Genomic DNA, 24,288 nt, shown 5'->3' on the forward strand with positions numbered 1-24,288 from the left:
CATGAGCACGACCATTTCCGAGGTGCTCTCGGAGTCCACCCTGCTGCGGTTCGCGACCGCGGGTTCCGTCGACGACGGCAAGTCCACCCTCGTCGGCCGACTGCTGCACGACTCCAAGTCGGTCCTCACCGACCAGTTGGAGGCCGTGGAGCGCGCCTCTTTGAGCCGGGGTCAGGAAGCGCCCGACCTCGCGCTGCTGACGGACGGTCTGCGCGCCGAGCGCGAGCAGGGCATCACCATCGACGTGGCCTACCGCTACTTCGCCACGCCCAGGCGCCGGTTCATCCTCGCCGACACCCCCGGCCATGTGCAGTACACCCGCAACATGGTGACGGGTGCCTCCACGGCCGAGCTGACGGTGATCCTGATCGACGCCCGCAACGGGGTCGTGGAGCAGACCCGCCGGCACGCGGCCCTCGCCGCGCTGCTGCGGGTGCCGCACGTGGTGCTCGCGGTCAACAAGATGGACCTCGTCGACTACGCCGAGCCCGTCTTCGCCGCGATCGCCGAGGAGTTCACGGCGTACGCGACCGAGCTGGGCGTCCCGGACGTCACCGCCATCCCGATCTCGGCGCTCGCCGGCGACAACGTGGTGGAACCGTCCGCCAACATGGACTGGTACGGCGGTCCGACCGTCCTGGAGCACCTGGAGACGGTCCCGGTCGCTCATGACCTGAGCCACTGCCACGCCCGCCTTCCCGTGCAGTACGTGATCCGGCCGCAGACCGCCGAGCACCCCGACTACCGGGGCTACGCCGGTCAGATCGCCGCCGGTTCGTTCCACGTGGGCGAGCAGATCACCGTGCTGCCCTCGGGCCGCTCCACGAAGATCGCCGGGATCGACCTGCTCGGTGAGCCGGTCGACGTGGCCTGGACGACCCAGTCGGTGACGATCCTCCTGGAGGACGACATCGACATCTCGCGCGGCGACCTGCTGGTGCCCAGCAAGGACGCCCCGCCGACCACCCAGGACATCGAGGCGACCGTCTGCCATGTCGCCGACGCGCCGCTGACCGTCGGCCACCGGGTGCTGCTCAAGCACGGCACCCGCACGGTCAAGGCGATCGTCAAGGACATCCCGTCCCGGCTCACGCTCGACGACCTGTCCCTGCACCCGCATCCGGGGCAGCTCGTCGCCAACGACATCGGCCGGGTGAAGATCCGTACCGCCGAGCCGCTGCCCGTCGACTCCTACTCCGACTCGCGGCGCACCGGTTCGTTCATCCTCATCGACCCGAACGACGGCACCACCCTCACCGCGGGCATGGTCGGCGAGTCGTTCGCGTCCCCCGAGCCCGTCAAGGACGAGTCCGAGGACGACGGGTGGGACTTCTGACATGAACTCCACCGACTACTGGTCCACGTTCGCGAAGGAGGGCGGCCGCGTAGGCAGCGGCGCGCTCGGCAGCGGGCAGGGCGGAGTTGCGCGATGTGTGCGCTGACGTACGCGCACCGCTTGCGCGCCCCGTCCCCCCACAGCCGTAGACGCAGACCTGCCGACCTCCCGGCCACGACCTGAGAGACCGTGACCGCCGGGCCTCCGAGAGGAACACCTCCCGTGCCTGCTACATCCGCTCTTCGCCGCAGCCTCGCGGTCATCGCCGCGCTCCCACTGCTCACCCTCGCCGCCTGCGGCTACGGCTCCCAGGCCAAGGACGACGGCACCGCCAAGGTCGCCGCCGGGGCCAAGAAGATCGACGGGCTCGACTCCGTCAAGATCGGCTACTTCGGCAACCTGACCCACGGCACCGCGCTGGTCGGGGTGAACAAGGGGTTCTTCCAGAAGGAGCTCGGGGCCACCAAGGCCTCGTACGCGACCTTCAACGCCGGCCCGTCCGAGATCGAGGCGCTCAACTCCAAGTCGATCGACATCGGCTGGATCGGCCCTTCCCCCTCGATCAACGGCTACGTCAAGTCGGGCGGCAAGAGCCTGAAGATCATCGGCGGTTCGGCCTCCGGCGGTGTGAAGCTGGTCGTCAACCCCGACAAGATCAAATCCCTCAAGGACGTCAAGGGCAAGAAGATCGCCACCCCGCAGCTCGGCAACACGCAGGACGTGGCGTTCCTCAACTGGATCGCCGACCAGGGCTGGAAGGTCGACGCGCAGAGCGGCAAGGGTGACGTCACCGTCGTCCGCACCGACAACAAGATCACGCCGGACGCCTACAAGTCCGGTTCCATCGACGGCGCCTGGGTGCCGGAGCCGACCGCGTCGAAGCTGGTCGCCGAGGGCGGCAAGGTTTTGCTCGACGAGGCGTCGCTGTGGCCGGACAAGAAGTTCGTGATCACGAACATCATCGTGCGCCAGGACTTCCTCAAGGAGCACCCGAAGGCGGTCGAGGCCGTCCTGAAGGCGTCGGTGGAAGCCAACAAGTGGATCAACGCGAACCCGGACGCGGCGAAGGCGGCGGCGAACAAGCAGCTGGAGGCGGACTCCGGGAAGGCGCTCAAGCCCGAGGTCCTGGACCCGGCCTGGAAGTCGATCCAGTTCACCAACGACCCGCTGGCCGCCACGCTCAACACGGAGGCGGAGCACGCGGTCAAGGCCGGTCTGCTCAAGAAGCCCGACCTGAACGGGATCTACGACCTCACCATCCTCAACAAGGTCCTCAAGGCCGACGGCGAGTCCACGGTCGACGCCGCCGGTCTCGGCACCAGCTGAGTCCGGTTCCCGAAGAGTTCCCAGGAGGTGACGACCATGGCCACGACCACGACGCTCGCCAAGGCCGACGAGTCCGTCGAGTACGCCGCACGCCTTGAGCACGTCTCGAAGTCCTTCGCGGGACCGGGTGGACAGCAGCTCGTCCTGGACGACATCAGCATCGATGTCGCGCCGGGCGAGTTCGTCACCCTCCTGGGGGCCTCGGGCTGCGGCAAGTCCACGCTGCTGAACCTGGTGGCGGGGCTGGACCAGCCGAGCACGGGCGCCATCACGACCGACGGCCGCCCGGCCCTGATGTTCCAGGAGCACGCCCTCTTCCCGTGGCTGACCGCGGGCAAGAACATCGAACTCGCCCTGAAGCTGAGGGGAGTTCCCAAACCCGAGCGACGCGGCAAGGCCGAGGAGCTGCTCGAACTGGTCCGACTGAAGGGCGCGTACGGCAAGCGCGTCCACGAACTGTCGGGCGGCATGCGCCAGCGCGTGGCTTTGGCCCGCGCGCTGGGGCAGGAGAGCAACCTGCTGCTGATGGACGAGCCGTTCGCGGCCCTCGACGCCATCACGCGGGACGTGCTGCACGACGAGATCACCCGGATCTGGACGGAGACCGGGATCTCCGTCCTGTTCGTCACGCACAACGTGCGCGAGGCGGTACGGCTCGCGCAGCGCGTGATCCTGCTGTCCTCCCGCCCGGGCAGGATCGCGCGCGAGTGGACGGTCGACATCCCGCAGCCGCGCCGCATCGAGGACGCGCCCGTGGCCGAACTGGCCCGTGAGATCACCGAAGAACTGCGTGGGGAGATCCGCCGTCATGGCCAGCACTGACACGACACCGGCCCAGGACGCCGGGAGCGTAGAGGCGGGCCTCGACGCGCTGGAGACCCGGGCCACCGGCCGCCCGACCCTCCGGCAGACCCTCGTCAACAAGATCCTGCCGCCGGTCATCGCGCTCGCGGTGGTCCTCGTGATCTGGACGCTCCTCTACCCGGTCGTCGACGACCCGTCCAAGCTGCCGTCGCCGGCGGCCGTGGGCGCCACGTTCAAGGAGGCATGGCTCCAGGGCGATCTGCTCGGCTACATCTGGACCAGTGTCTCGCGCGGTCTGCTGGGCTTCTTCTTCGCCCTGCTCATCGGCACCCCGCTGGGCCTGATCGTGGCCCGGGTGAAGTTCATCCGCGCGGCCATCGGCCCGATCCTGTCGGGTCTCCAGTCGCTGCCCTCGGTGGCGTGGGTGCCGCCGGCCGTGATCTGGCTGGGCCTGAACAACTCCATGATGTACGCCGTGATCCTGCTCGGCGCGGTCCCCTCCATCGCCAACGGCCTGGTGTCCGGCGTCGACCAGGTGCCGCCGCTGTTCCTGCGGGCCGGCCGCACCATGGGTGCGACGGGCATCAAGGGCATCTGGCACGTCACGCTGCCGGCCGCGCTGCCCGGCTATGTGGCGGGCCTCAAGCAGGGCTGGGCCTTCTCCTGGCGCTCTCTGATGGCCGCGGAGATCATCGCCCAGTTCCCCGACCTGGGCGTGGGCCTCGGCCAGTTGCTGGAGAACGGCCGCACCAACAGCGACATGGCCATGGTGTTCGAGGCCATCCTCCTCATCCTGTTCGTCGGCATCGCGATCGACCTGCTGATCTTCAGCCCGCTGGAGCGGTGGGTGCTGCGCAGCCGCGGTCTGCTGGTGAAGAGCTGAGTCCATGAAGCCCGTTCTCCTGGTCATCGCCCACGGCAGCCGCGATGCTCGGCACGCCGCGACGGTGCACGCCCTCGTCCGCCGGGTGCGCTCGCTGCGCCCGGACGTACGGGTGGAGACGGGCTTCCTGGACTTCAACATCCCTTCCGTGCAGGGGGTGTTGGAGTCCCTGGCGGCGGAGGGCGTCCGTGACGTCGTAGCGCTGCCGCTGCTGTTGACGCGGGCGTTCCACGCGAAGGCGGACATCCCCGCGGTCCTCAGGGACGCGCCGCCGCAGCTCCGCATCCGGCAGGCGGAGGTGCTGGGCCCGTCCCCGCTGCTGCTGTCCGCGCTCGAACGGCGTTTGTACGAGGCTGGGTTGACGCCCGCCGACAAGTCCTCGACCGGGGTCGTACTGGCCTCGGCGGGGTCCACCGACCCGGAGGCGATCGCAGTGATCGCTGACATCGCGCGGGAGTGGCGGCACACCGGTTGGTGCGCCGTGCGGCCTGCGTTCGCCTCCGCGGCCCTGCCCCGCACCGAGGACGCGGTGCGCGAACTGCGGGCTCTCGGCTGCGCGAAGGTGGCCGTGGCGCCGTACGTCCTCGCTCCCGGGTTCCTGCCCGACCGGATCGCACGGGGCGCGGCCGAGGCGGACGTCCTGGCCGGGGTGCTGGGGCCGGCGCCGGAGGTGGCGCGGGTGCTGTTGCGGCGGTACGACGCGGCGGCGGCGCGGGGGCTGCCGCGGCTGACGGTGAGCGCCTAGGAGTTACTCCTCGGCAGCCGCCACCGCCTCGTCGGCCAGCCGTGCCAACTCCCCCACCGGCAGCGACCCGGCTGCCCTGCGCTCTTGGGCGAAGGTGTTGGCCAGGCCCTGGAGAAGTTCGTTCAGCGGCGTCGGGACGCCGTGCAGGCGGCCCAGGAGGACGATCTCACCGTTGAGGTAGTCGGCCTCGATGGTGCCGGTGGCGCGGACGAGGGACTGCCAGGAGGAGCCGCCGACCGGGACGCCGTCGAGCGGGACGGCGGTGACCTTGTCGCCGCGGGTCGTCCGCTGCTCCTCGGCGCTCGCGTACGGGATCCCTGCCGCGTCGAGCACCGCCTCGCCCTCGGCACGGACCCGACGGCGCAGGGACCTGCTGTCCGCTCCGCCGTCGTCGGGGCCGCTCAGGGCCATCAGGGCGTTGCCGAGGTTGGTCAGCAGCTTGGCGTACTGCCAACGCGTCACGTCCGCCACGACCGGCGCCTCGAACCTGGACTTCTCCAGGTCGGCGGCGATCCGGTGCAGGATCTCGTCGATGCCGTGCGGGTAACGGCCGAGGTGCAGCATCCCGGTGAGCGGGGCGCAGGCGGCGCTGACGACACCGGGTTCCACGAAGGTCGCCGGCAGCCAGACGCAGACGCCGTAGACGTGCCGGAAGCGGCGCAGGGCCATGCGCTGGCCCTCCACGCCGTTCTGCGCGCACAGCAGCGGCAGCCGCTCGGCCGCCGTGCCACCGCCCTGGACCGGGGCCGGGCCCCAGGCGTCCACGGCGCCTTGCGTGTCCTGGGTCTTCACGGCGAGGACGAGCACGTCGTCGGCGCGCAGGGCACCCAGCGGGGCCGGTCCGTCCACGACCGGGAGCCGGTGGGTGAACTCGCCGTCCGGCACTCTCAGCCGCAGTCCGCCGTCCCTGAGTGCCGCGAGGTGCGCACCCCGCGCGACCAGCACGACCTCGTGCCCGGCTCCCGCGAGCCGCCCCCCGACGGCCCCGCCGACCGCCCCTGCCCCGATGATGATGTAACGCATGGGACGAGCCTCGCACAGGGGTGTCGGCCGCTGTGCGTCCAGCCGGTCATTCTGCGAACGGCGTGGCCTGGTGGAAGTACAGCAGCCATCCGCTCGGCGTGCGCCGCCACAGTGAACTGCGGTGCGCCCGGCTGCCGTTGTGCTCCGTTTCGAAGGTGATGTGAACGACGTCGGGCGCGAGCCGGACCCCCTTCATCCCGAACGCCGCGATCGGCCCGGCCTGCTGATCCGAGGCCCCGGCCAGGGCGGCGATGATCGACGCTCGGTCCCAGTGCCGCCCCGAGGCGCCGAACTCGTGGAACTCGGGGTGCAGCAGCGCGCTCACCGCCTCGGGCGAGGCGCGAACTTCGGGGTCGAGGAGCCGCAACTCGCCCTGAACCGCGGCCTCCACGGCGGGGTCGCGGTCAGGCACCCGTCATCTCCACCAGCTTGACGACCGTGTTCCAGTTGCGGCTGGTGGCGATCACGCCCTTGTTCAGCCTCGGCCTCGACAGCTGCTCGGCGAGCTTGGAGCGGCCCAGACCGTTCGGGGCGTAGAGGTACAGGGCGCGGTCGCCGAGGCGGAACTCCTCGGGGAGGTGGGCGGCTTGGTCGACCTCCGCGAAGCGGGCCGCGTCGACGGGGGCGGAGAAGTAGGTGACGTGGAGCTGTTTGCCCTCCAGTTCGGCGGCCGGGAAAGGGCAGTTGTCGGCGATCGCCTTCAGGTAGGTGTGGTCGCGGACGATCACGTCGACCGTGAAGCCGAACCGCTTCTCGATCGCGTCCGTGAGTTCGGCGGCCAGGGAGTCCTCGTCGCCGTGGTCGGCGGTGAACACGGCCTGCCCGCTCTGGAGGTAGCTGCGTACCCCGCTGTGTCCGAGGTCTTCCATCAGCGTGCGCAGGTCGGCCATGGGGACCTTCCTGCTGCCGCCGACGTTGATTCCGCGCAGCAGCGCCGCGTACGTGGTCGTCATGCGCCCACCCTAGGACGGCGCTCGCGCGGACCCCGATCACCGCCCCGCACACGGTTCTTTAGATGTAAGGGTCACGGTCCTCCCCAGTACGGAGGGCGCGCGGTCCCTTGGGAGGAGCCTGCGGTCCCCGCACTTCACCGGACAGCACGACGAGAGGGGTTTATCCGGCTCATACCTTCTAAGTGAAAGGTGGCGGCAGGGGGCTGCCACCGCTCACAAGGGGGCAAGCCCGTCATGGGGAACGGAGACACAAGGGTGCGTGGCCTGGCCGCCCGGGCCGGCGGCTGGAGCGCACGGCACCGATGGGCTGCCGTCGGTATCTGGGTGCTGTTCGTCGTCCTGGCGATGGGACTCGGCTCGGCGGCGGGCCGGGTCGACGTCAAGGACAGCGACCAGCTCAAGGGGGAGACCCACACCGCCGCGAAGATCATCGAGGACGCCGGGATCGACGAGCCGGCCAGTGAGACGGTGCTGATCCAGGCGAAGGACGCCGGTGGCAAGGCGACCGACGCCGACTTCAAGGCGGCCGTCACCGCGGTCGTGAAGGCGGTCGAGGGCACCGGCAAGGTCACCGACGTGACCTCGCCGTACGACACGAACACGATCTCCAAGGACGGCCGCAGCGCGCTCGTGCAGTTCGACATGCGCGGCGAGGCGGACACCGCCGGGGACCGGGTCGAGCCGGTGCTGAAGGCCGTCGAGGGGGTGCAGAAGGAGCACGGGTCGCTGCGGATCGAGGAGATCGGCGGCGCCAGCATGATGAAGACGTTCGACGACGCGTTCGGCGACGACTTCGAGAAGGCCGAGCTCTCCGCCGTACCGGTGGCCCTCGGCATCCTGCTCATCGCGTTCGGCGCGCTGGTCGCGGCGCTGCTGCCGGTGGCCCTCGCGGTCACCGCGATCATGGCGACGATGGGCCTGATGGGCGTCGTCAGCCATGTGATGCCGATGAGCGACACCGCCAACTCGGTGATGCTCCTGGTCGGCCTGGCCGTGGGCGTCGACTACTGCCTGTTCTATCTGCGCCGTGAGCGCGAGGAGCGGCAGGCCGGACGGGACGCCCAGACCGCCCTGCGCATCGCCGCCGCCACCAGTGGCCGCGCGATCATCGTCTCGGGTGTCACGGTGTGCGTGGCGATGGCGGGCATGCTGTTCACCGGGCTCGCCGAGTTCGAGGCGATGGGCCTGGCCTCGCTGATGGTCGTCGCGGTCGCCATGGTCGGTTCCGTGACCGTGCTGCCCGCGCTGCTCTCCCTGCTGGGCGGGCGGGTCGAGAAGGGCAAGATCCCCTTCCTGCACCCGGAGAGCCGGCTGCGCCGCAAGCGGGGCGTCAACCCGGAGAGCCGGTTCTGGACCGCCGTACTGAAGGGCGTGCTCGCCAGGCCCGTCATCTCGGTCGTGGTCGCGGCCGGCGCGCTGCTCGCCATCTCGGCGCCCGCGCTCGGCATGAAGACCCAGAACCTCACCCTGGACCAGGAGTTCGGCGACTCGCTGCCGATCGTGCAGACCTACAACCGGGTCAACGACGCCTTCCCCGGCGGCTCCGAGCCGGCCGAGGTGGTCGTCAAGGCGGCCGACATCAACGCCCCCGCAGTCACCGGCGCGCTGGCCGACTTCAAGGCGAAGGCGATCTCCTCGGGCGCCTCGCGCGGCCCGGTCGAGATCAAGCTGCACGACGCGCAGAACCTCGCCTTCGTGTACGTCCCGCTGGTGGGCGGCTCCGACCTCGACAAGGCCGGTCGGAGCCTGGACACACTGCGCGACGAGGTGCGTCCGGCCACCCTGGGCAAGGTCGACGGTGTCGAGGCACCGATCACCGGACAGGTCGCCGGTTCCAAGGACTTCAACGACCAACTGGCCGGAGCGGTCGTCCCGGTGTTCGCGTTCGTCGTGGTCTTCGCCTTCGTGCTGATGCTGCTGTCGTTCCGCTCGCTGACGGTCGCGATCACCTCGATCGTGCTCAACCTGCTGTCGGTGGGCGCCGCCTACGGCATCCTCGTCGCGGTCTTCCAGCACGGCTGGGGCGCCTCGCTGGTGGGCGCGGAGGGTGTCGGCGCCATCATCACCTGGCTGCCGCTGTTCCTCTTCGTGATCCTGTTCGGCCTGTCGATGGACTACCACGTGTTCGTGGTCTCGCGGATCCGCGAGGCGCACCTGCGGGGCCGCAGCACGAAGGACGCGATCCAGCACGGCGTGGTCACCACGGCCGGTGTGGTCACCAGCGCCGCCGTCATCATGGTCGCGGTGTTCGCGATCTTCGGGACGCTGTCCATGCAGTCCATGAAGCAGATGGGTGTGGGCCTCGCGGCCGCGGTGCTCATCGACGCGACGATCATCCGGGGCGTGCTGCTCCCGGCGGTCATGGCACTGCTCGGCGAGCGCAACTGGTACCTGCCGAAGTGGCTGCACCGGCTGCCCGACCTCACTCACGACGAGGCCGTGGACGCGGTGGCCGCGCCCACGGCGCGGGACGACGAGGGTGAGCCGCTGAGGGTCTGAGCCCCTTGGCGACAGGGCTGAACCCCCTTCTACCGAGGGTCCGTTGGCAACCGGGGTGCCAACGGGCCCTCACTCATGCGCGCAGTTCCGCCTCGATGAGATCGGCGGCCCCGCGCGTGCCGCCCTCCTGGGCCATCTCCGCCTGGATCTCCTTGAGCCTGCGGGCCACCTCCGGGTCGTCGACGAGCGCGAGGGCGGCCTCCCGCAGCGCCTCGGCGGTCGCGTCCTGCGTGTCGATCCGGCGGGCGACCCCGAGGTCCTGGAGCATGTCGGCGTTGCCGAACTGGTCCACGGCCTGAGGTACGGCGATCATCGGCGTGCCGGTCGCCAGTCCCTCCTGACTGCCGCCCGCGCCGGCGTGCGTGACGAACAGGTCGGCCTGCCTGAGGACCGCCAACTGCGGCACCCAGGAACGCACTTCGACGTTGTCCGGTACGGCGCCCAGCTCGGCCGGGTCCACGTGCCTGCCGATCTGGAGCACGAGGTGCCAGCCGGGGAGGTCGCCGAAGGCCCGGACGCATTCCCGGTAGAAGTCGGGCCGCTTGGTGAAGGAGGAGCCGAGGGAGACCAGAGCGACCTTCTCGGCTCCGGCCGGCCGCTGCCACTCCCCCTGGGAGCCGCGGTCCCCCTGGCAGGCGCCGACGAAGGTGTACACGCTCTCGTCGACCCGGTCGGCGTTCGGCTGGAGCGCCCTGGGGATCAGGACGAGGGAGCGGTCGAGGCGGCCGACGAAGGGGTCGGGGTGCAGGTCGATCCCGTTGTCCCGCAGCCATTTCTGGAACCGGGCATAGTAGGCCTGCCCGCGTTCGGTGCTCTTCGGCCCGGCCCACATCGGCTCGGCGACCTCCTCCTCGTAGCCCTCCCAGGCGACGAGGTTCGGCGACAGGGAGATCGCGGGCACGCCCCAGCGGTGGGCGAGGACGCGGGCCGGGTAGGCGGTGATGTCGTGCAGGACGAGGTCCGGTGCGTCGCCGTCGTACGCCTGAGCGAGCTGCGGCAGGGCCTGCATCGCGTCGGCGAGGAAGAGTTCCACGTGGTCGAGGAGTTCGGTGCCCCAGGCCGACGGGTCGTCGTCGGGACCGGGCAGGGTCGAGTTCCACGGCTTCACCTCGGCCCCGGTCTCGGCGACCTTGTCGGCGAAGAGGGGCGGAACGGCGTACGTGACCCGGTGTCCGCGGGCCACGAGCTCGCGGATCACTTCCAGGCTGGGGTTCACGTGGCCGTGGGCGGCGATGGAGAACATGGCGATGTGCGAGCGAGGGGTCATGGGAGCGAGGCTAAGCGAGACGATACGTATCGTGCAAAGTGATTACCGAGCGGCATCGCGGTCGCCGGCCGACGACCGCGATCCCTCAGCGCTGGTAGCGGGCCAGCACCAGGTTGCCGTCGTCCTCCAGGCGTTTTCGCAGCTCACCGAGGCCGATGGCACCGCTGTAGTACTCCTGGAAGGCCGGTGTGGCGACCTTGTCCTTCCATTCCGGGTAGCCGCGGACGGACTGCGCGGGGGCCGTGGTGAGGTGGGAGGCGAGGGCCGTGCCGGTGGCCCAGCCGTCCTTCGTGGTGTGCAGGGCCGGATCGGCGAGCGCCCGCGTCCCCGTGGGCAGCATCCAGTCCCCCAGCGCGAGCCGGACCATGTTCTTCGGCCGGAGCAGGAAGGCGATGAACTCGGCGGCCTCCTTCTTGTGCGGGCTGTCCTCGGCGACGGACAGGGTCTGCGGGCTGACGCCCTGGGTGAGCCCCTCGGCGCCGGCCGGGGCGGGCAGCACCTGCCACCGGAAGCCCTTCGGCGCCTGCTGCGCGATCTGCTGACGGTAGGAGAACCCGAGCGGCACCATCGCGTACTTGCCGCCGAAGAAGCCGGGCAGGGTGTCGGAGCCGCCGCTGCCGAGCGTGGTGGGCGAGGCGCTGTGGTCGGTGTTCGCCTGGTCGTGGATGGTGCGGGGCACCGTCTCGTCGGCCTTCTCGAAGCGGACGGTGACCTTTCCGTCGGCGCCCCGGTGGAAGAGCTCTCCGCCCGCCGACAGCGACAGGTTGAGGGTCGCGGAGACGGGCTCCTTGAGCGGCCAGGCCACGCCGTACTTGCCGGCACCGCTGAGCTGCCCGGTGATCCGCCGGAACTCCGGCCAGGTCCACGGGTGTTCGGGGGTGGGGATCGGGACGCCGGACTCCTTCAGCCAGTCGGCGTTGGCGACGAGGACGCGGGGCTCCTGGAGGAAGGGCACGCCGTAGACGCCGTCGCCGAAGGTGGCGGTCTGCCAACTCCGTTGTGGGATGTCCGACTTCAGCCGCTCGGGCAGCAGGCCCTTGAGATCGGCGAGGTAGCCGCCGTAGGCGAAGTCCGCGAGGTCGTCGGAGGCGTCATGGATGATGTCCGGTGCCTCGCCGCCCTCGAACGACGTGAGCAACTGGTCATGGACGCTGTCCCAACTCCCCTGCACGTAGTCGATATTGACGCCGGGGTGGGTCGCGTTCCACTCCTCCACGAGAGCCTTGTTGGCCTCGACGGACTCCTCCTGCCAGGCGAGGGACTGGAAGCGGAGGGTGATACGGCCGTCCTCGTCCTCGGGCGTGCCCGTGCCGGTGCATCCCGCCAGGAGCAGGACGAGGACTCCCACGATCCAACGTGCGCGCATCAGCTCTTCACCGCCCCGGTCAACATGCCTCCCGTGATACGGCGTTGGATGATCGCGAAGATGATCAGCGAGGGAAGGGTGGCGAGGAAGGCGGCCGCCGCCAGCGGGCCGAGGTCGGCGACTCCCTCCGCTCCGATGAAGTGGGTGAGGACGACCGGCAGGGTCTGTTTGTCCGCGGTCTTCAGCAGCACCAGCGCGAAGAAGAACTCGTTCCACGCGGTGATGAACGCGAACAGCGCCGTCGCCACGATCCCCGGCGCGAGCAGCGGCGCCGTCACCGACACCAGGGTCCGCAGGCGCCCGGCCCCGTCGACGGCCGCCGCCTCCTCCAGTTCGGTCGGCACGGCACGGACGTATCCGACGAGCATCCACAGCGCGAACGGCAGCGCCCACACGACGTACACCAGCACCAGCCCCACCAGGGAGTTGATCAGCCGCAGGTTCTTCAGGACCAGGAACAGCGGGATAATCACCAGCACGAGCGGGAACGCCTGGCTGACCACCACCCAGCCGGTGGCGGCCTTGGCGAGCCGGGTGCGGTGGCGGGCCATGACATAGGCGAGCGGGGTCGCGATCAGTACGGCGATCACCGCGGCGGTGAGCGCGGCGAGCAGGGAGTTTCCGGCGGCGCGCAGCAGGGGCTGTTCGTCGAAGGCCTGCCGGAAGTTGTCGAGGGTGGGATCCCGGGGGATCCAGGTCGGGTGCAGACTGCCCAGTTCCCGCGGGGACTTGAAGGCAGTGGAGACCAGCCAGAGGAAGGGGAAGGCGAGGAAGACGAGATAGGCGAGGAGGGCGGCGTACTGGCCGACGCGGCCTGAGGGGCTGGTCCTCACGCGTCGTCACCTCCCTTGAGACGGCCCATGAGGAACAGGGCGAGCAGGACGGAGACCACGGCCACCATCACGAGCCCCATCGCGGCCGCGTAGCCGAACTGGCCGTAGCGGAAGGCCTCTTCGTAGGCGAAGAGCATGGGCAGGCGGGTGCGGCCGCCCGGTCCGCCGCTGGTCAGCACGTACACCAGGGCGAACGAGTTGAAGTTCCAGATGAAGTTGAGCGCGGTGATCGCGAGCGCGACCGGTCTGAGGGCGGGCCAGGTGACCGTGCGGAATCGTCGCCAGGCACCCGCGCCGTCCATCGCGGCCGCCTCGTGGAGTTCGCGCGGGGTGTTCTGGAGGCCGGCGAGCAGAGTGACCGTCGTCTGCGGCATCCCGGCCCAGACGCCGACGACGATCACGGCGGGCAGGGCGGTGGACAGGCCGCTGAGCCAGTCCCGGCCGTCGCCGAGACCGAGGGTGCGCAGGGTCTCGTTGAGGACACCGGCGTCCGGGTTGTAGACCAGACGCCACATGACACCGACGACGACCTCGGGCATGGCCCAGGGGATGATCGCGAGGGCGCGGGCGAGCCAGCGCAGTTTGAGGTCCTGGTCGAGCAGCAGGGCGAGACCGAGCGCCAGCAGGAACTGCGGGACGGTCACGCCGACCGCCCACACCAGGCCGATCCGGAACGACTCCCAGAACAGCGTGTCGTGCAGCAGGTCCTGGAAGTTGAGGCCGCCGATCCACTGGGTGGCCCGGGTCCGGCCCGACTGGGCGTCGGTGAAGGCCAGCAGGATCCCGTACAGCAGCGGCCCCACGCTCAGCACCAGGATCGGGATCAGCGCGGGCAGCACCAGGAACCAGGCCGCGCGGTCGGTCGGGCGACGGTCCCCCTCGGCGCGCGGTGCGCCCTGCGCCGACCGCTCCTTCGCGGTCACCAAGGTCACGTCATCGGCTCCTTCGCACGGCTCGTGACGATCCGGCCCTCCTGGCCTGGGACCCCGTCATGGTCGTGAAGGGGGTATGCGCCGTCAAGACAGCACGCACACCGGCCCACCTGTGGGAATGCGAGACTGACCGGGGCGTTGGCGCGAAGTCGACGCCGTTCGCGGTGGCACTGCACAGGCATGCGGGACATGTCAGAACCGGGAGGCCGGACGATGGACGAGGCACGGGCACGGGACGTACTGGCCGCGGCGGGGTTGCCTGCGGGGTCGGCCCAGTTGATCGCCCTGGGCGAGAACGCCGTGTTCGCCGCCGGTGACCTGGTCGTCAAGGTGGGGCGCGACGCCGAGCTCCTCGACCGGGCACGCCGGGAACTGGACATCGCCGTGTGGCTGGCGGAGGCGGAGGTGCCGGCGGTGCGGGCGGCCGAGCCGAAGGCACGGTTGGTCGAGGGACATCCGGTGACGCTGTGGCACCGGCTTCCGGATGCCGTACGGCCCGCCGAGGCGCGGGATTTGGCCGAGCTGCTGCGGGTGGTGCACGCGCTGCCCGCGCCGTCCTTCGCCCTGCCTCCCCGTGAGCTGCTGGGCGGTGTCGAGCGGTGGCTGCGGCTTGCGGGCGATGCGATCTCTTCCGCCGACGCCGACTATCTGCGACAGCGCCGGGACGGCTTCGCGGGGGCGGCGGCCGCGGTCACGCCTCGGTTGGAGCCGGGGCCGATCCATGGGGACGCGCTTCCCCGCAATGTGCACGTCGGTCCGTCCGGGCCCGTCCTTGTCGACCTGGAGACCTTCTCCTCGGATCTGCGGGAGCACGATCTGGTGGTCATGGTGCTGTCCCGGGACCGGTACGGGTTGCCTGCGGCGGCCTATGACTCCTTCACCGCCGCGTACGGGTGGGATGTGCGGGAGTGGGAGGGATGCTCGGTGCTTCGGGGGGCTCGGGAGACGGCCAGTTGTGCGTGGGTGGCGCAGCATGCGCCGTCGAATCCCAAGGCGTTGGCCGAGTTCGAGCGCAGGGTTGCCTCGTTGCGGGACGGCGATGAGGAAGTGCGCTGGTACGCGTTCTGATCAAGAGGCGGCTGCGGATCCGTCGTGGCTGGTCGCGCCGTTACCCGCGTCCCTGTGTGGGTCATCTCCGCCCTGGATTGTCCGTGCCGCTCTTCTCAGCTCCGCAAGGACCGTACGCACCGCTCTCCTCGCCGTCCTCTCCGGGCGGTAGAGGGCGTCGATGTGACGTCTCGCCTGGACGCCGCTCAAGGGTCTGAGCGCCAGGGCCGGATGCCGGCGCATCGTCCAGCGGGGCATCAACGCCAGGCCTCCGCCCGCCGCCACCGCCTCGGCCGCCACCGAGAACTCGTTGATGCGGTGGGCCAGGTGCAGACGGTGGCCCGCCGCCGCCGCGATCGCCTCGATGGTGGCCACGATCGGGAAGCCGTCGTGGGCGGTGATCCAGGGCTCGCCCGCCACGTCCGCCGGGGTCACCCGGCGTCCGGCCGCCAGCGGGTGGTCGGCGGGCATGGCGACGTCCAGTGGTTCCCGCAGGAGCGTGGTGGCCGTCACCGTGGGCGGCCAGGCGGGGGCGTGGTCGAGACGGTGGGCCAGGGCGATGTCGTACGTGCGGGTCAGGCGCGGGAAGTCCTCCTGCGGTACGTCCTCGTCGGCCAGCCTCGGGACGGGGGTGCCGGGGTCGGCGAGGGCACGCAGCAGCAGGGGGAAGAAGGCCGCGCCCGCGCTGTGGAAGGCGGCCACCGAGACCTCGCCTTCGGGCCGGTCCACGAACTCCTGGACCGTGTGCCGGGCGCGGGCCAGCGCCGTCTCCACCTCGATGGCGGCGCCCGCCAGGGCCTGCCCGGCGTCCGTGAGCACCAGCCGTCTGCCCTCGCGCTCGGTCAGCGGCACCTTGACCGAACGCTGCAACAGCCTCAGCTGCTGCGAGATCGCCGACGGGGTCACCAGCAGCGCTTCGGCGACGGCGGTGACGCTGCCCAGTTCGCCGAGTTCCCGCAGGATCCGCAGCTGTCGTTCGTCCATCTCGACAGTGTAGGAGTACTAAAAGATCGTTGAAGGAACTGGTTCTGGGCTTCAGGGACGGCTCGGTGCAGGGTGGACGGGTGTCCGACGCCCGCCGTACCGACCTGGTACTTCTGCTGGTCGCGATCGTCTGGGGTTCGAGTTATCTCTCCGCCCAGACCGCGACGTCCGCTCTCCCCGTCCTGCTGGTGCTCTTCGCCCGCTACGCCCTGTCCGCGCTCGCCTGCCTGGGAGTCGTCGTCCTCCCCGGGCGAGGCCCGCGCCGGTGGACCCGCGAGGAACTGCGGGCGGGGCTGCCCCTGGGTCTCACCCAGGCCGCGGTCCTGGTCGTCGAGACCTACGGCGTCGCCCACACCAGCGCCGCCAACGCTGGGCTGATCATCAGCCTGACCATCGTCCTGACCCCCCTCCTCGACCGCACCGGTCACCGGGGCGGCCTGCCGCCCGTGTTCTACGCCGCCGCCGGGGTCTGCGTGCTGGCCGTCGGGATCCTCATGGCGGGCAACGGCTTCCACGCGCCCCGCCTCGGCGACCTGCTGATGCTGGGTGCCGCGGTCGTACGGGCCGGTCATGTCGCACTCGTCGGCCGGCTCACCGCGGGCCGGGCGGTACGGCCGCTGCACCTCACGACCGTGCAGACCCTCGTCGGCACGGTCCTGTTCCTCCCTCTGGCCGCGCGCGACCTTCCGGCCCTGGTCCACGCGGACTCGGCGACCTGGACGCAGCTGGTCTATCTCGCCCTGTTCTGCAGTGTGTTCGCCTTCCTCGCCCAGACCTGGGCGGTGCAGCGCTCCTCGGCCAGCCGGGCCAGTCTGCTGCTGGGCACGGAGCCGATCTGGGCCGCGGCGGCGGGGGTCGCCCTGGGCGGGGAGCACTTCACCGCACTGACCGGGCTCGGGGCGGTCATGATGATCACCGGCACGTACTGGGGGCAGTCCGTGGAACGCTCCCACCGCGCAACCGCCTTGTCCCGCACCGAAGTTGAGCCCACGCCCACCGGAGAGGACACCCGATGCCAGACGACGACGCCTACGAGCCGTACGACACCTACGACCGTCTGATCACCCTGCTCGACACCTCCTCGGTCGACTACCAGTTGATCGACCACGCGCCCGAGGGCACCACGGACGCCGTGTGCGCGCTGCGCGGGCACCCTGCCTCGGAGGCGGCGAAGTGCATCGTGCTGCGGGTCAAGGTGGACCGCCGGACGACCCGGCATGTCCTCGCGGTCGTCCCCGGGGACCGGCGCGTGGACCTGGACGCGATCCGGACGCTGTTCGCCGCGCGCTATGTCGGGTTCAGCGACGCGGAGACCGCCGAGCGGCTGGCCCGGGCGATCCCCGGCACGGTCCTGCCGTTCAGCTTCGACCCCGAATTGGAGCTCGTCGCCGACCCGGACGTGGTCAAGCAGCCCCGGCTCTACTTCAACGCCGCCCGACTCGACAGGTCGCTGTGCCTGTCGGGGCCCGACTACGAACGGTCGGCGAACCCGCGGGTGGAGCCCATCGCGGGTCCGGCGCCGGAGTAATGCGCCGGCCGGAAACCGCCGCCCGCCAACGCCCCCGTCACACCGTCTCGTCCGCCGGCTCGCGCAGGGGCCACGTGCCGTCGATCACCGCTGTCTCGTCGCCCTTGCGGCGCAGGAAGTTCTGGAAGTCCGCCGCCCATTCCGCGTACCACTCGATCTGACGGCGGTGCAGGTCCGCCGGGCCGAGGGCCGCGACCTTGGGGTGGCGCGCGGCTATCGCGCAGGCCAGCCGGGCCGCGGCGAGGGCGTCGGCGCCGGCGTCATGGGCGGTGTCGAGGGCGATGCCGTACTCCGTGCAGACCGCTTCGAGGTTGCGCTTGCCGCGGCGGTAGCGGTCCACCGAGCGGTCGATGGTGTACGGGTCGATCACGGGTGCGGGGTCGAGGCCGCCCAGGCGCTCACGCAGGGACGGCAGGCCGTAGCGGCGCAGTTCGGCGGAGAGGAGGCTCAGGTCGAAGGCGGCGTTGTAGGCGACGACCGGGACGCCCGTCTTCCAGTAGGTAGCGAGGACGTCCGCGATGGCGTCGGCGACCTGGTCCGCGGGGCGGCCCTCGGCACTCGCCCGCTCGTTGCTGATGCCGTGCACCGCCACCGCTTCCGCGGGGATCTCCATGCCCGGATCCGCCAGCCACTCCCGGCGCCCCATGGGCTGCCCGTCCCTGACCTCGATCACGGCTGCCGTGACGATGCGCGCCTCGCGCGGATCGGTGCCGGTGGTTTCCAGGTCGAAGCCGATCAGCAGCTCTCGGTGCCAGCCCATGGGCGGTCCCCCTTCTTGGTGGTGCTTTCCCCCAGTGGTCCCCACCTTCCCATGTGCCACTGACAATCAGAGGACCGCGTTCCGCTTGACGCGCTGCACCACGGGACGTTCAGGACACCGGCCGCGAATCCGCCCAGTTCGTCTCGAACTCCTCGCGGTAGGTCGGGAAGAGGCCGCTGTCGTCCACGTCGCCCGCCTTGACCACCCGGTTGCCGCTGCGCAGCACGAGAACCGGTGCCTCCATGCCCCGCGACCGGCGCAGATACGACTGCACGACCGCGATGCCGTCCGAGCCGTCGCCGTCCACCAGGTAGGCCGAGAAGCGGGGGGTGTCGTCGTAGACCTGGATCTGGAAGGCGCCGGGGTCGCGCAGCTTCGACCGGACCCGGCGCATGTGCAGGATGTTCATCTCGACGGCGCGGCTCAACTCGCCGCGCTTCATGCCCAGTTCCCGCTCGCGCCGCTTGACCGCGCTGGAGGCCGGGTTCAGGAACAGCAGCCGCGCCCGGCACCCTGCCTCGGCCAGGCGCACCAGGCGGCGCCCCGAGAAGTTCTGCACGAGGAGGTTGAGGCCGATACCGACGGCGTCGAGGCGACGGGCGCCGCCGAAGATGTCCTCGGCGGGGAACTGGCGCAGCAGCCGCACCCGGTCGGGGTGTACGGCGACCACGTCGGCGTACCGGTCGCCGACCAGGTCCTCGACCGCGTCGACGGGCAGCCGACGGGCGGACGGCACGTCACCGCCGGTGCCGAGTATCTCCAGCAGCTTGGCGGCGGCGCGCTCGGCCTGGCCGAGGACCGCCTCGGACAGGGCCCGGTTGCGGGAGACGACGTTACGGGTCACCTCCAGCTCGTCCAGGGCCAGTTCGACGTCCCGGCGGTCGTCGAAGTAGGGCTCGAAGCACGGCCAGTGCTGCACCATCAGCTCACGCAGCTGGGGCAGGGTGAGGAAGCTGAGGACGTTGTCGTCGGCGGGGTCGAGCAAGTAACCCTTGCGGCGGCTGACTTCGCGGACCGCGACCGCACGCTGGACCCACTCCTGTCCGGCGGGTCCGGCGGCCGCGACCACCCAGTCGTCGTGGCCGTGGACGGGTTCGTAGATGGGACGCAGAACGGCGGCCACGACGGCCCGCAGCCGCTGTTCGACGAGGTTCAGCCAGATGTAGGCCCGGCCGGCCCGCTGTGCGCGCGTACGTACCTCGCGCCAGGCGTCGGCGTCCCAGTCCAGCTCCGGCCCGATCGTCGCTCCCGCGTCCATCGGCCGTGCCAGGGACACCGTGCCGGGCGGGGCGTCTGCGGAGTTCCCCTCGTGACCCTCGTCACCAGGGGGCAACTCCAGCCCTCCCGAGCCCACCCGCGCACCGCCTTCCGCTCCCCCGAGCACTCCCCTTGCCAACGATCAAGGAAGGGTACTCCGGTAGCGGTCGGCGGTGCAGCCGGATGGACAGGGTCTTTCTCAACTACCGAACTCCCAGTGCCCGTTCTGCCCGGCGAGCTCGGCCGGAGTGAGCGGATTCATAGCCGTGACGTCCCGGGGGGCGATGGAGAATCCCTGCCAGTGGACCGGCATGGGCTGCTGGTCCTCGTCCCGGGCGATGTGGTGGAAGCCCACGTTCATCCAGACCACCGGGTGGGTGAGGGTCTGTCCGTTGACCCACTTGTCGACGGACTTGCCCGCTCCGGCACCGCAGTCGGCGGTGTTGTTGCTGGCGAACTGCTCGCACGGGTTGTACTCGGTGAAGTACACGTCGTGCTTGGTGAAACTGCGGCCCGGGTACCTGGTGGTCGGGCCGGGGACGATCTCGTACGACCGCTGGTGCCAGTCCTTGTTCTTGCCGGCCGCGCTGACCATGCGCCACCAGCGGTAGCTCTTGGAGTCGCCGGCGAGTTCCTTGGTGACCGGGGTGCGGGTGGTCTTGACGGTCGCGGCCTGCTGGCCCTGGGCGGCCGCGGTGACCGTCGAGTCGTACTGCTCGACCCGGTTCTTGGAGGAGCCGTCGAGGGCGAAGTCCAGGCGCCAGAAGGCGTTGTGGCTGTGGCTGGTGGCCTGGGCGCGGGGGCCCTTGCCGATGGGCCAGCCGCGGCCGTCCCCGGCGTCGTAGTCCTCGAAGGAGAGGCTGCCGGTCGCGCCGAGGTTCATGGTGATGGTGCCGTCGTCCTGGAAGCGCCACTCGGTCATGTACTCGTACCAGCCGACCTGGTTGACCGAGTAGACGAGCAGGTCCTTGCCCTGGGCCTGGTAGACCTTGTTGGCGCTGTCGCCCTGCATGCGGTAGGCGTGGCCGCGCGAACGGGTCGTGGTGCACAGGCCGTTGACGTCGGAGTTGTCCGGGTCCCAGGAGTCGGGGACCTTGACGCTCTTGATGGTGCCGCCGGGGCACTCGCCCGGGTCCAGGTTCATCAGGCCCTGGGCGAAGCCGAAGCCCGTCAGGTCGTCGTACTCGACGCTGCCGTCGTCGTAGGGGACGTGGATCTGGCCGAGCCGGGCACTGTTGAGGACCTTGATCGGCGCGGCCTCGCCCTTGGGCTGGTAGGAGATGTCCTCCAGGACGAGGCCGGCCTTGCTGTCGTAGCGCCAGCACATCCGCCAGGTCGTGCCGCTGGAGAGCTTCTGCTCGATCTTGTAGGCGGTGCTGCACTCCGCCGCGGCCGCGGCGGCGGCCTTCGGCTGGGCTGCGGCCGGTCCCGCACCGGTGGTGACACCGGCGGCCAGCGCGGCCACGGACACGCCGAGGGCCGCGTGCCTGCGCGCGCGGCTGATTCTGTTGACACGCATGAAGAGATGACTCCCTTGCGGAAGGACAAGGTGGGAATAGCGGACGAAGAGGGCGGATCAGCTGTCGAGCTTGGCGACCTTGCGGGCGCTCAGATCGATCACGAAGGACCTGGCGTCGATCCAGGGACCGTTCTTCACCTTCGGGAACAGCCGCACACAGCGGTGCTCGCCGCACTTGTCGAGCACGGCCGGCTGCCCGCCCGGGACGGCCCGGTACACGGCGCCGGTCAGCAGCAGCTGATTCGGGTCGGTGAGTTCCTTGTCGGTGGCGTCCTTGTAGTCGGCCTTCAGGTCCGCGCCGAGCGGGTCGGCGATCAGAAGACTCGCGGCCTCCGCGTACTCGGCACTGCTCAGCGGCGGCTGGACGCCGTGCTGGGTGCCGGTCGCGACGACCTTGCCGCCGTCGAGGTCGACGGTCCTGGTGACGAGGGTGTCGTCCCGGTAGTCGTAGAACGTCACATTCGCGCGGCGGGGCGCGTTCGGGTCGTCCAGTTCGCCGACCTTCGGGTCGGCGAGGTCCACGGTGAGCCGCTCGGGGCCGCGGTCGCCCTCGACGTCCTCACTGGCGTTGAGCAGCTGCGGGTTCACGGCGATCTGCTCGACCCGCTGGATCTCGTCGTCGGTGAGCGGGTCACGGCCCTTGCCCTTCGCCCCCTCGGCGGCCGGCGCCTTTTCGACGACCCCGGGCGCGACGGCCCCGTCCGCACCCTGTCCCGCCTGCGCCGCGGACTGTCCCGAGGCCGTCTTGCCGCCCCCCGTGTCGTCCGCCCCCGCGGTGCCCGGCAGGGTGATCCCGACCATCACGGCGGTCCCTGCCACCGCGATGGCCGCACCTGCCACCACCTTCCCGAGGTGGCGGTGCACTATCTTGCGCACATCTTCCCCCTACTCCCCGGGCAAGCTCCGGGAGTATGTGTCTGCCCCACTGGTTCGGCACAGGACGATCCTGTGATCGCCCCGTGCACTGGTCGATCGGTAAGAGGGATGTAAGTCATAGGTGGTTCCATCACTTTCGTGGACACTCGGGGCCAAGGGGCCCCATGCGGCGCGGGACAGCTGAAAGAGTCGGTTCATGCAGGTCTGGCCTGGAGAGGCGTATCCACTCGGTGCCACGTACGACGGCGCCGGCACCAACTTCGCGGTCTTCACCGAAGCCGCGGACCGAGTAGAGCTGTGTCTGTTGCACGACGACGGCTCGGAAACGGCGGTGGAACTGCGCGAGAGCGACGCGTTCGTCCGGCACGCGTATCTGCCGGGCGTGATGCCCGGGCAGCGCTACGGCTTCCGCGCACACGGACCGTACGCGCCTGAGCGCGGCCTGCGCTGCAACTCGTCGAAGCTGCTGCTCGACCCGTACGCCCGCGCGATCAGCGGTTCGATCCGCTGGGGCGAGGAGGTGTACGGCTACCACTTCGACTCGCCCGACAAGCGCAACGACCTCGACTCGGCGCCGCACACCATGACGTCGGTCGTGGTCAACCCCTACTTCGACTGGGGCGACGACCGGCGGCCGCGGATCGGGTACCACGAGACGGTGATCTACGAGGCGCACGTCAAGGGCCTCACCATGCAGCACCCGGGGCTGCCCGAGGAGCTGCGCGGCACCTACGCCGCGCTCGCGCACCCGGCGATCATCGAGCACCTGGTGGAGCTCGGCGTCACCACCCTGGAGCTGATGCCGGTCCACCAGTTCGTGAACGACCACCGTCTGGTCGACATGGGCCTGAACAATTACTGGGGCTACAACACGATCGGTTTCTTCGCTCCGCACAACGCGTACGCCTCCTGGGGCGACCGCGGCCAGCAGGTCCTGGAGTTCAAGTCGGCGGTCAGGGCACTGCACGAGGCCGGCATCGAGGTCATCCTGGATGTCGTCTACAACCACACCGCCGAGGGCAACCATCTGGGCCCGACGCTGTCCTTCAAGGGGCTCGACAACCCGTCGTACTACCGCCTCACCGAGGATCCCCAGTACTACATGGACACCACCGGCACCGGGAACTCCCTGCTGATGCGGTCCCCGCACGTCCTTCAGCTGATCATGGACTCGCTGCGGTACTGGGTCACCGAGATGCACGTCGACGGTTTCCGCTTCGACCTGGCGGCCACTTTGGCCCGGCAGTTCCACGAGGTGGACCGGCTGTCCTCGTTCTTCGACCTGGTGCAGCAGGACCCGGTGGTCTCCCAGGTGAAGCTGATCGCGGAGCCCTGGGACGTCGGCGAGGGCGGCTACCAGGTGGGCAACTTCCCGCCGCTTTGGACGGAGTGGAACGGCAAGTACCGCGACACCGTGCGGGACCTGTGGCGGGGCGAGCCGCGCGCGCTGGCGGAGTTCGCGTCCCGGCTGACCGGCTCCTCCGACCTCTACCAGGACGACGGCCGGCGTCCGCTGGCCTCGATCAACTTCGTCACCTGCCACGACGGGTTCACCCTGCACGACCTGGTCTCGTACAACGACAAGCACAACGACGCCAACGGCGAGGGCAACCGCGACGGCGAGAGCCACAACCGGTCCTGGAACTGCGGGACGGAGGGCGAGACCAACGATCCCGCGGTGCGGGAGCTCCGCGCCCGTCAGATGCGCAACTTCATCGCCACGCTGATGCTGTCCCAGGGCGTGCCGATGATCAGTCACGGCGACGAGGTCGCGCGCACCCAGCGCGGCAACAACAACGCCTACTGCCAGGACAGCGAGCTGGCCTGGGTGCGGTGGCCGGAGGAGGCCGGGGACGGGGCTGCGGGGCTCGGCGCCGAGCTGCTGGCCTTCACGCGCGCGATGGTGTGGCTGCGCAAGGACCATCCGGTCCTGCGGCGCCGCCGCTTCTTCCACGGGCGGCCCGTGGAGGGGACCCACGGCGAGCTGTCGGACATCGCCTGGTTCACTCCCGAGGGCAAGGAGATGACCCAGCATGACTGGGACCGGGCGCAGGCGTCGGCACTGACGGTCTTCCTCAACGGCAACGCGATCTCCGAACCCGGTGCCCGCGGGGAACGGATCGTCGACGACTCGTTCCTGCTGATGTTCAACGCCTCGCCGAAATCGCTGGACTTCGTGGTGCCGGTCAACCACGGCCGGCAGTGGGAGGTCGTGGTCGACACCGCCCGTCCGGACGGGGTGCCGCCGGGCACGGGACCCAAGGTGCAGGCCGGGGACAAGCTGACGCTGGTGGACCGGAGCATGGTGGTGCTGCAACGGCCTGTCTAGCACGTTGACGTCGGGACGGGA

At 70.2% G+C, this 24,288-nt stretch carries 22 protein-coding genes; 10 read left to right on the forward strand and 12 right to left on the reverse strand.

The window, feature by feature from the left end:
* Window position 1 precedes the first annotated feature (1 nt).
* From ACZ39I_RS29675 to ACZ39I_RS29695, 5 genes are all read left to right on the forward strand, one after another.
* On the forward strand, window positions 2-1,336 hold the full coding sequence (locus ACZ39I_RS29675; RefSeq protein ID WP_467247796.1) for a sulfate adenylyltransferase subunit 1: 1,335 nt from the start codon (window positions 2-4) through the stop codon (window positions 1,334-1,336).
* 222 nt (window positions 1,337-1,558) lie between these two features.
* Window positions 1,559-2,662 (forward strand): aliphatic sulfonate ABC transporter substrate-binding protein, encoded by a 1,104-nt coding sequence (locus ACZ39I_RS29680; protein ID WP_467247797.1) that lies wholly within the window; start codon window positions 1,559-1,561, stop codon window positions 2,660-2,662.
* A gap of 36 nt (window positions 2,663-2,698) precedes the next feature.
* Window positions 2,699-3,484, forward strand: a complete 786-nt coding sequence (locus tag ACZ39I_RS29685) for an ABC transporter ATP-binding protein (RefSeq protein WP_057611332.1) — start codon at window positions 2,699-2,701, stop codon at window positions 3,482-3,484.
* Window positions 3,471-4,349 carry an ABC transporter permease gene (locus ACZ39I_RS29690; protein ID WP_467247799.1) on the forward strand — a complete coding sequence of 293 codons (879 nt, stop codon included), beginning with the start codon at window positions 3,471-3,473 and terminating at the stop codon, window positions 4,347-4,349. Before ACZ39I_RS29685 ends, ACZ39I_RS29690 begins: the two co-directional genes overlap by 14 nt.
* 4 nt (window positions 4,350-4,353) lie before the next feature.
* Window positions 4,354-5,094, forward strand: a complete 741-nt coding sequence (locus ACZ39I_RS29695) for a sirohydrochlorin chelatase (RefSeq protein ID WP_467247800.1) — start codon at window positions 4,354-4,356, stop codon at window positions 5,092-5,094.
* A 3-nt stretch (window positions 5,095-5,097) separates the two neighbouring features.
* On the opposite strand, the gene ACZ39I_RS29700 is transcribed toward ACZ39I_RS29695, so the two are convergent.
* Genes ACZ39I_RS29700 through ACZ39I_RS29710 form a run of 3 tightly spaced genes read right to left on the reverse strand, consistent with a single transcriptional unit; the run spans window position 5,098 to window position 7,070 of the window.
* Window positions 5,098-6,117 (reverse strand): ketopantoate reductase family protein, encoded by a 1,020-nt coding sequence (locus ACZ39I_RS29700; protein ID WP_467247801.1) that lies wholly within the window; start codon window positions 6,115-6,117, stop codon window positions 5,098-5,100.
* A 46-nt stretch (window positions 6,118-6,163) separates the two neighbouring features.
* Window positions 6,164-6,529, reverse strand: a complete 366-nt coding sequence (locus tag ACZ39I_RS29705; protein ID WP_467247802.1) for a nuclear transport factor 2 family protein — start codon at window positions 6,527-6,529, stop codon at window positions 6,164-6,166.
* The gene (locus ACZ39I_RS29710; protein WP_467247803.1) at window positions 6,522-7,070 is read right to left on the reverse strand and encodes a DUF1697 domain-containing protein; all 549 of its coding nucleotides are present in this window, start codon (window positions 7,068-7,070) and stop codon (window positions 6,522-6,524) included. The genes ACZ39I_RS29705 and ACZ39I_RS29710 overlap by 8 nt, the downstream gene beginning before the upstream one ends.
* Before the next feature lie 234 nt (window positions 7,071-7,304).
* Between ACZ39I_RS29710 and ACZ39I_RS29715 the strand changes: the two genes are divergently transcribed.
* Window positions 7,305-9,569 (forward strand): MMPL family transporter, encoded by a 2,265-nt coding sequence (locus tag ACZ39I_RS29715; protein WP_467247804.1) that lies wholly within the window; start codon window positions 7,305-7,307, stop codon window positions 9,567-9,569.
* Between the two features lie 73 nt (window positions 9,570-9,642).
* Here the strand turns inward: ACZ39I_RS29715 and mgt are convergent, their stop codons facing one another.
* From mgt to ACZ39I_RS29735, 4 genes are all read right to left on the reverse strand, one after another.
* The gene (mgt, locus tag ACZ39I_RS29720) at window positions 9,643-10,836 is read right to left on the reverse strand and encodes a macrolide-inactivating glycosyltransferase (RefSeq protein WP_467247805.1); all 1,194 of its coding nucleotides are present in this window, start codon (window positions 10,834-10,836) and stop codon (window positions 9,643-9,645) included.
* An 85-nt stretch (window positions 10,837-10,921) separates the two neighbouring features.
* Window positions 10,922-12,202: an ABC transporter substrate-binding protein gene (locus ACZ39I_RS29725; RefSeq protein WP_467247806.1), complete on the reverse strand. Its 1,281-nt coding sequence runs from the start codon at window positions 12,200-12,202 to the stop codon at window positions 10,922-10,924.
* Window positions 12,202-13,035, reverse strand: coding sequence for a carbohydrate ABC transporter permease (locus ACZ39I_RS29730; RefSeq protein ID WP_467247807.1), 834 nt, complete (start codon window positions 13,033-13,035; stop codon window positions 12,202-12,204). Before ACZ39I_RS29730 ends, ACZ39I_RS29725 begins: the two co-directional genes overlap by 1 nt.
* Window positions 13,032-13,967, reverse strand: coding sequence for a carbohydrate ABC transporter permease (locus ACZ39I_RS29735; RefSeq protein WP_467247809.1), 936 nt, complete (start codon window positions 13,965-13,967; stop codon window positions 13,032-13,034). Before ACZ39I_RS29735 ends, ACZ39I_RS29730 begins: the two co-directional genes overlap by 4 nt.
* 213 nt (window positions 13,968-14,180) lie before the next feature.
* Here ACZ39I_RS29735 and ACZ39I_RS29740 point away from each other — a divergent pair, with 213 nt between their 5' ends.
* Window positions 14,181-15,035 carry a phosphotransferase enzyme family protein gene (locus ACZ39I_RS29740; RefSeq protein WP_467247810.1) on the forward strand — a complete coding sequence of 285 codons (855 nt, stop codon included), beginning with the start codon at window positions 14,181-14,183 and terminating at the stop codon, window positions 15,033-15,035.
* Here the strand turns inward: ACZ39I_RS29740 and ACZ39I_RS29745 are convergent, their stop codons facing one another.
* A complete protein-coding gene (locus ACZ39I_RS29745) occupies window positions 15,036-15,998 on the reverse strand; it encodes a LysR family transcriptional regulator (protein ID WP_467247811.1) in 963 nt (320 codons plus the stop codon).
* A gap of 80 nt (window positions 15,999-16,078) precedes the next feature.
* Here ACZ39I_RS29745 and ACZ39I_RS29750 point away from each other — a divergent pair, with 80 nt between their 5' ends.
* Both ACZ39I_RS29750 and ACZ39I_RS29755 read left to right on the forward strand, forming a co-directional pair.
* Window positions 16,079-17,059 (forward strand): DMT family transporter, encoded by a 981-nt coding sequence (locus ACZ39I_RS29750; protein WP_467248074.1) that lies wholly within the window; start codon window positions 16,079-16,081, stop codon window positions 17,057-17,059.
* Window positions 17,011-17,526 (forward strand): YbaK/EbsC family protein, encoded by a 516-nt coding sequence (locus ACZ39I_RS29755; RefSeq protein ID WP_467247812.1) that lies wholly within the window; start codon window positions 17,011-17,013, stop codon window positions 17,524-17,526. The genes ACZ39I_RS29750 and ACZ39I_RS29755 overlap by 49 nt, the downstream gene beginning before the upstream one ends.
* 37 nt (window positions 17,527-17,563) lie before the next feature.
* Here the strand turns inward: ACZ39I_RS29755 and ACZ39I_RS29760 are convergent, their stop codons facing one another.
* The 4 genes from ACZ39I_RS29760 to ACZ39I_RS29775 form a co-directional block, all read right to left on the reverse strand.
* Window positions 17,564-18,286, reverse strand: a complete 723-nt coding sequence (locus tag ACZ39I_RS29760) for a 3'-5' exonuclease (RefSeq protein ID WP_352381877.1) — start codon at window positions 18,284-18,286, stop codon at window positions 17,564-17,566.
* Window positions 18,287-18,395: 109 nt separating this feature from the next.
* On the reverse strand, window positions 18,396-19,640 hold the full coding sequence (locus ACZ39I_RS29765) for an SAV2148 family HEPN domain-containing protein (protein WP_451474975.1): 1,245 nt from the start codon (window positions 19,638-19,640) through the stop codon (window positions 18,396-18,398).
* Between the two features lie 102 nt (window positions 19,641-19,742).
* The gene (locus ACZ39I_RS29770; protein ID WP_467247813.1) at window positions 19,743-21,062 is read right to left on the reverse strand and encodes a copper amine oxidase; all 1,320 of its coding nucleotides are present in this window, start codon (window positions 21,060-21,062) and stop codon (window positions 19,743-19,745) included.
* A gap of 57 nt (window positions 21,063-21,119) precedes the next feature.
* Window positions 21,120-21,938, reverse strand: a complete 819-nt coding sequence (locus ACZ39I_RS29775) for a Tat pathway signal sequence domain protein (RefSeq protein ID WP_467247814.1) — start codon at window positions 21,936-21,938, stop codon at window positions 21,120-21,122.
* Window positions 21,939-22,134: 196 nt separating this feature from the next.
* Here ACZ39I_RS29775 and glgX point away from each other — a divergent pair, with 196 nt between their 5' ends.
* Window positions 22,135-24,267: a glycogen debranching protein GlgX gene (glgX, locus tag ACZ39I_RS29780; RefSeq protein WP_467247815.1), complete on the forward strand. Its 2,133-nt coding sequence runs from the start codon at window positions 22,135-22,137 to the stop codon at window positions 24,265-24,267.
* Window positions 24,268-24,288: the final 21 nt, after the last annotated feature.

This window comes from Streptomyces sp. NPDC024687, from assembly GCF_055559055.1.

What these genes read in the sequence shown, in the direction of transcription:
- ACZ39I_RS29675 (WP_467247796.1), top strand. Translation starts at nt 2, where the DNA reads ATGAGCACGACCATTTCCGAGGTGCTCTCGGAGTCCACCCTGCTGCGG.
- ACZ39I_RS29685 (WP_057611332.1), top strand. Translation starts at nt 2,699, where the DNA reads ATGGCCACGACCACGACGCTCGCCAAGGCCGACGAGTCCGTCGAGTAC.
- ACZ39I_RS29690 (WP_467247799.1), top strand. Translation starts at nt 3,471, where the DNA reads ATGGCCAGCACTGACACGACACCGGCCCAGGACGCCGGGAGCGTAGAG.
- ACZ39I_RS29695 (WP_467247800.1), top strand. Translation starts at nt 4,354, where the DNA reads ATGAAGCCCGTTCTCCTGGTCATCGCCCACGGCAGCCGCGATGCTCGG.
- ACZ39I_RS29700 (WP_467247801.1), bottom strand. Translation starts at nt 6,117, where the DNA reads ATGCGTTACATCATCATCGGGGCAGGGGCGGTCGGCGGGGCCGTCGGG.
- ACZ39I_RS29710 (WP_467247803.1), bottom strand. Translation starts at nt 7,070, where the DNA reads ATGACGACCACGTACGCGGCGCTGCTGCGCGGAATCAACGTCGGCGGC.
- ACZ39I_RS29715 (WP_467247804.1), top strand. Translation starts at nt 7,305, where the DNA reads ATGGGGAACGGAGACACAAGGGTGCGTGGCCTGGCCGCCCGGGCCGGC.
- mgt (WP_467247805.1), bottom strand. Translation starts at nt 10,836, where the DNA reads ATGACCCCTCGCTCGCACATCGCCATGTTCTCCATCGCCGCCCACGGC.
- ACZ39I_RS29725 (WP_467247806.1), bottom strand. Translation starts at nt 12,202, where the DNA reads ATGCGCGCACGTTGGATCGTGGGAGTCCTCGTCCTGCTCCTGGCGGGA.
- ACZ39I_RS29740 (WP_467247810.1), top strand. Translation starts at nt 14,181, where the DNA reads ATGGACGAGGCACGGGCACGGGACGTACTGGCCGCGGCGGGGTTGCCT.
- ACZ39I_RS29745 (WP_467247811.1), bottom strand. Translation starts at nt 15,998, where the DNA reads ATGGACGAACGACAGCTGCGGATCCTGCGGGAACTCGGCGAACTGGGC.
- ACZ39I_RS29755 (WP_467247812.1), top strand. Translation starts at nt 17,011, where the DNA reads ATGCCAGACGACGACGCCTACGAGCCGTACGACACCTACGACCGTCTG.
- ACZ39I_RS29760 (WP_352381877.1), bottom strand. Translation starts at nt 18,286, where the DNA reads ATGGGCTGGCACCGAGAGCTGCTGATCGGCTTCGACCTGGAAACCACC.
- ACZ39I_RS29770 (WP_467247813.1), bottom strand. Translation starts at nt 21,062, where the DNA reads ATGCGTGTCAACAGAATCAGCCGCGCGCGCAGGCACGCGGCCCTCGGC.
- glgX (WP_467247815.1), top strand. Translation starts at nt 22,135, where the DNA reads ATGCAGGTCTGGCCTGGAGAGGCGTATCCACTCGGTGCCACGTACGAC.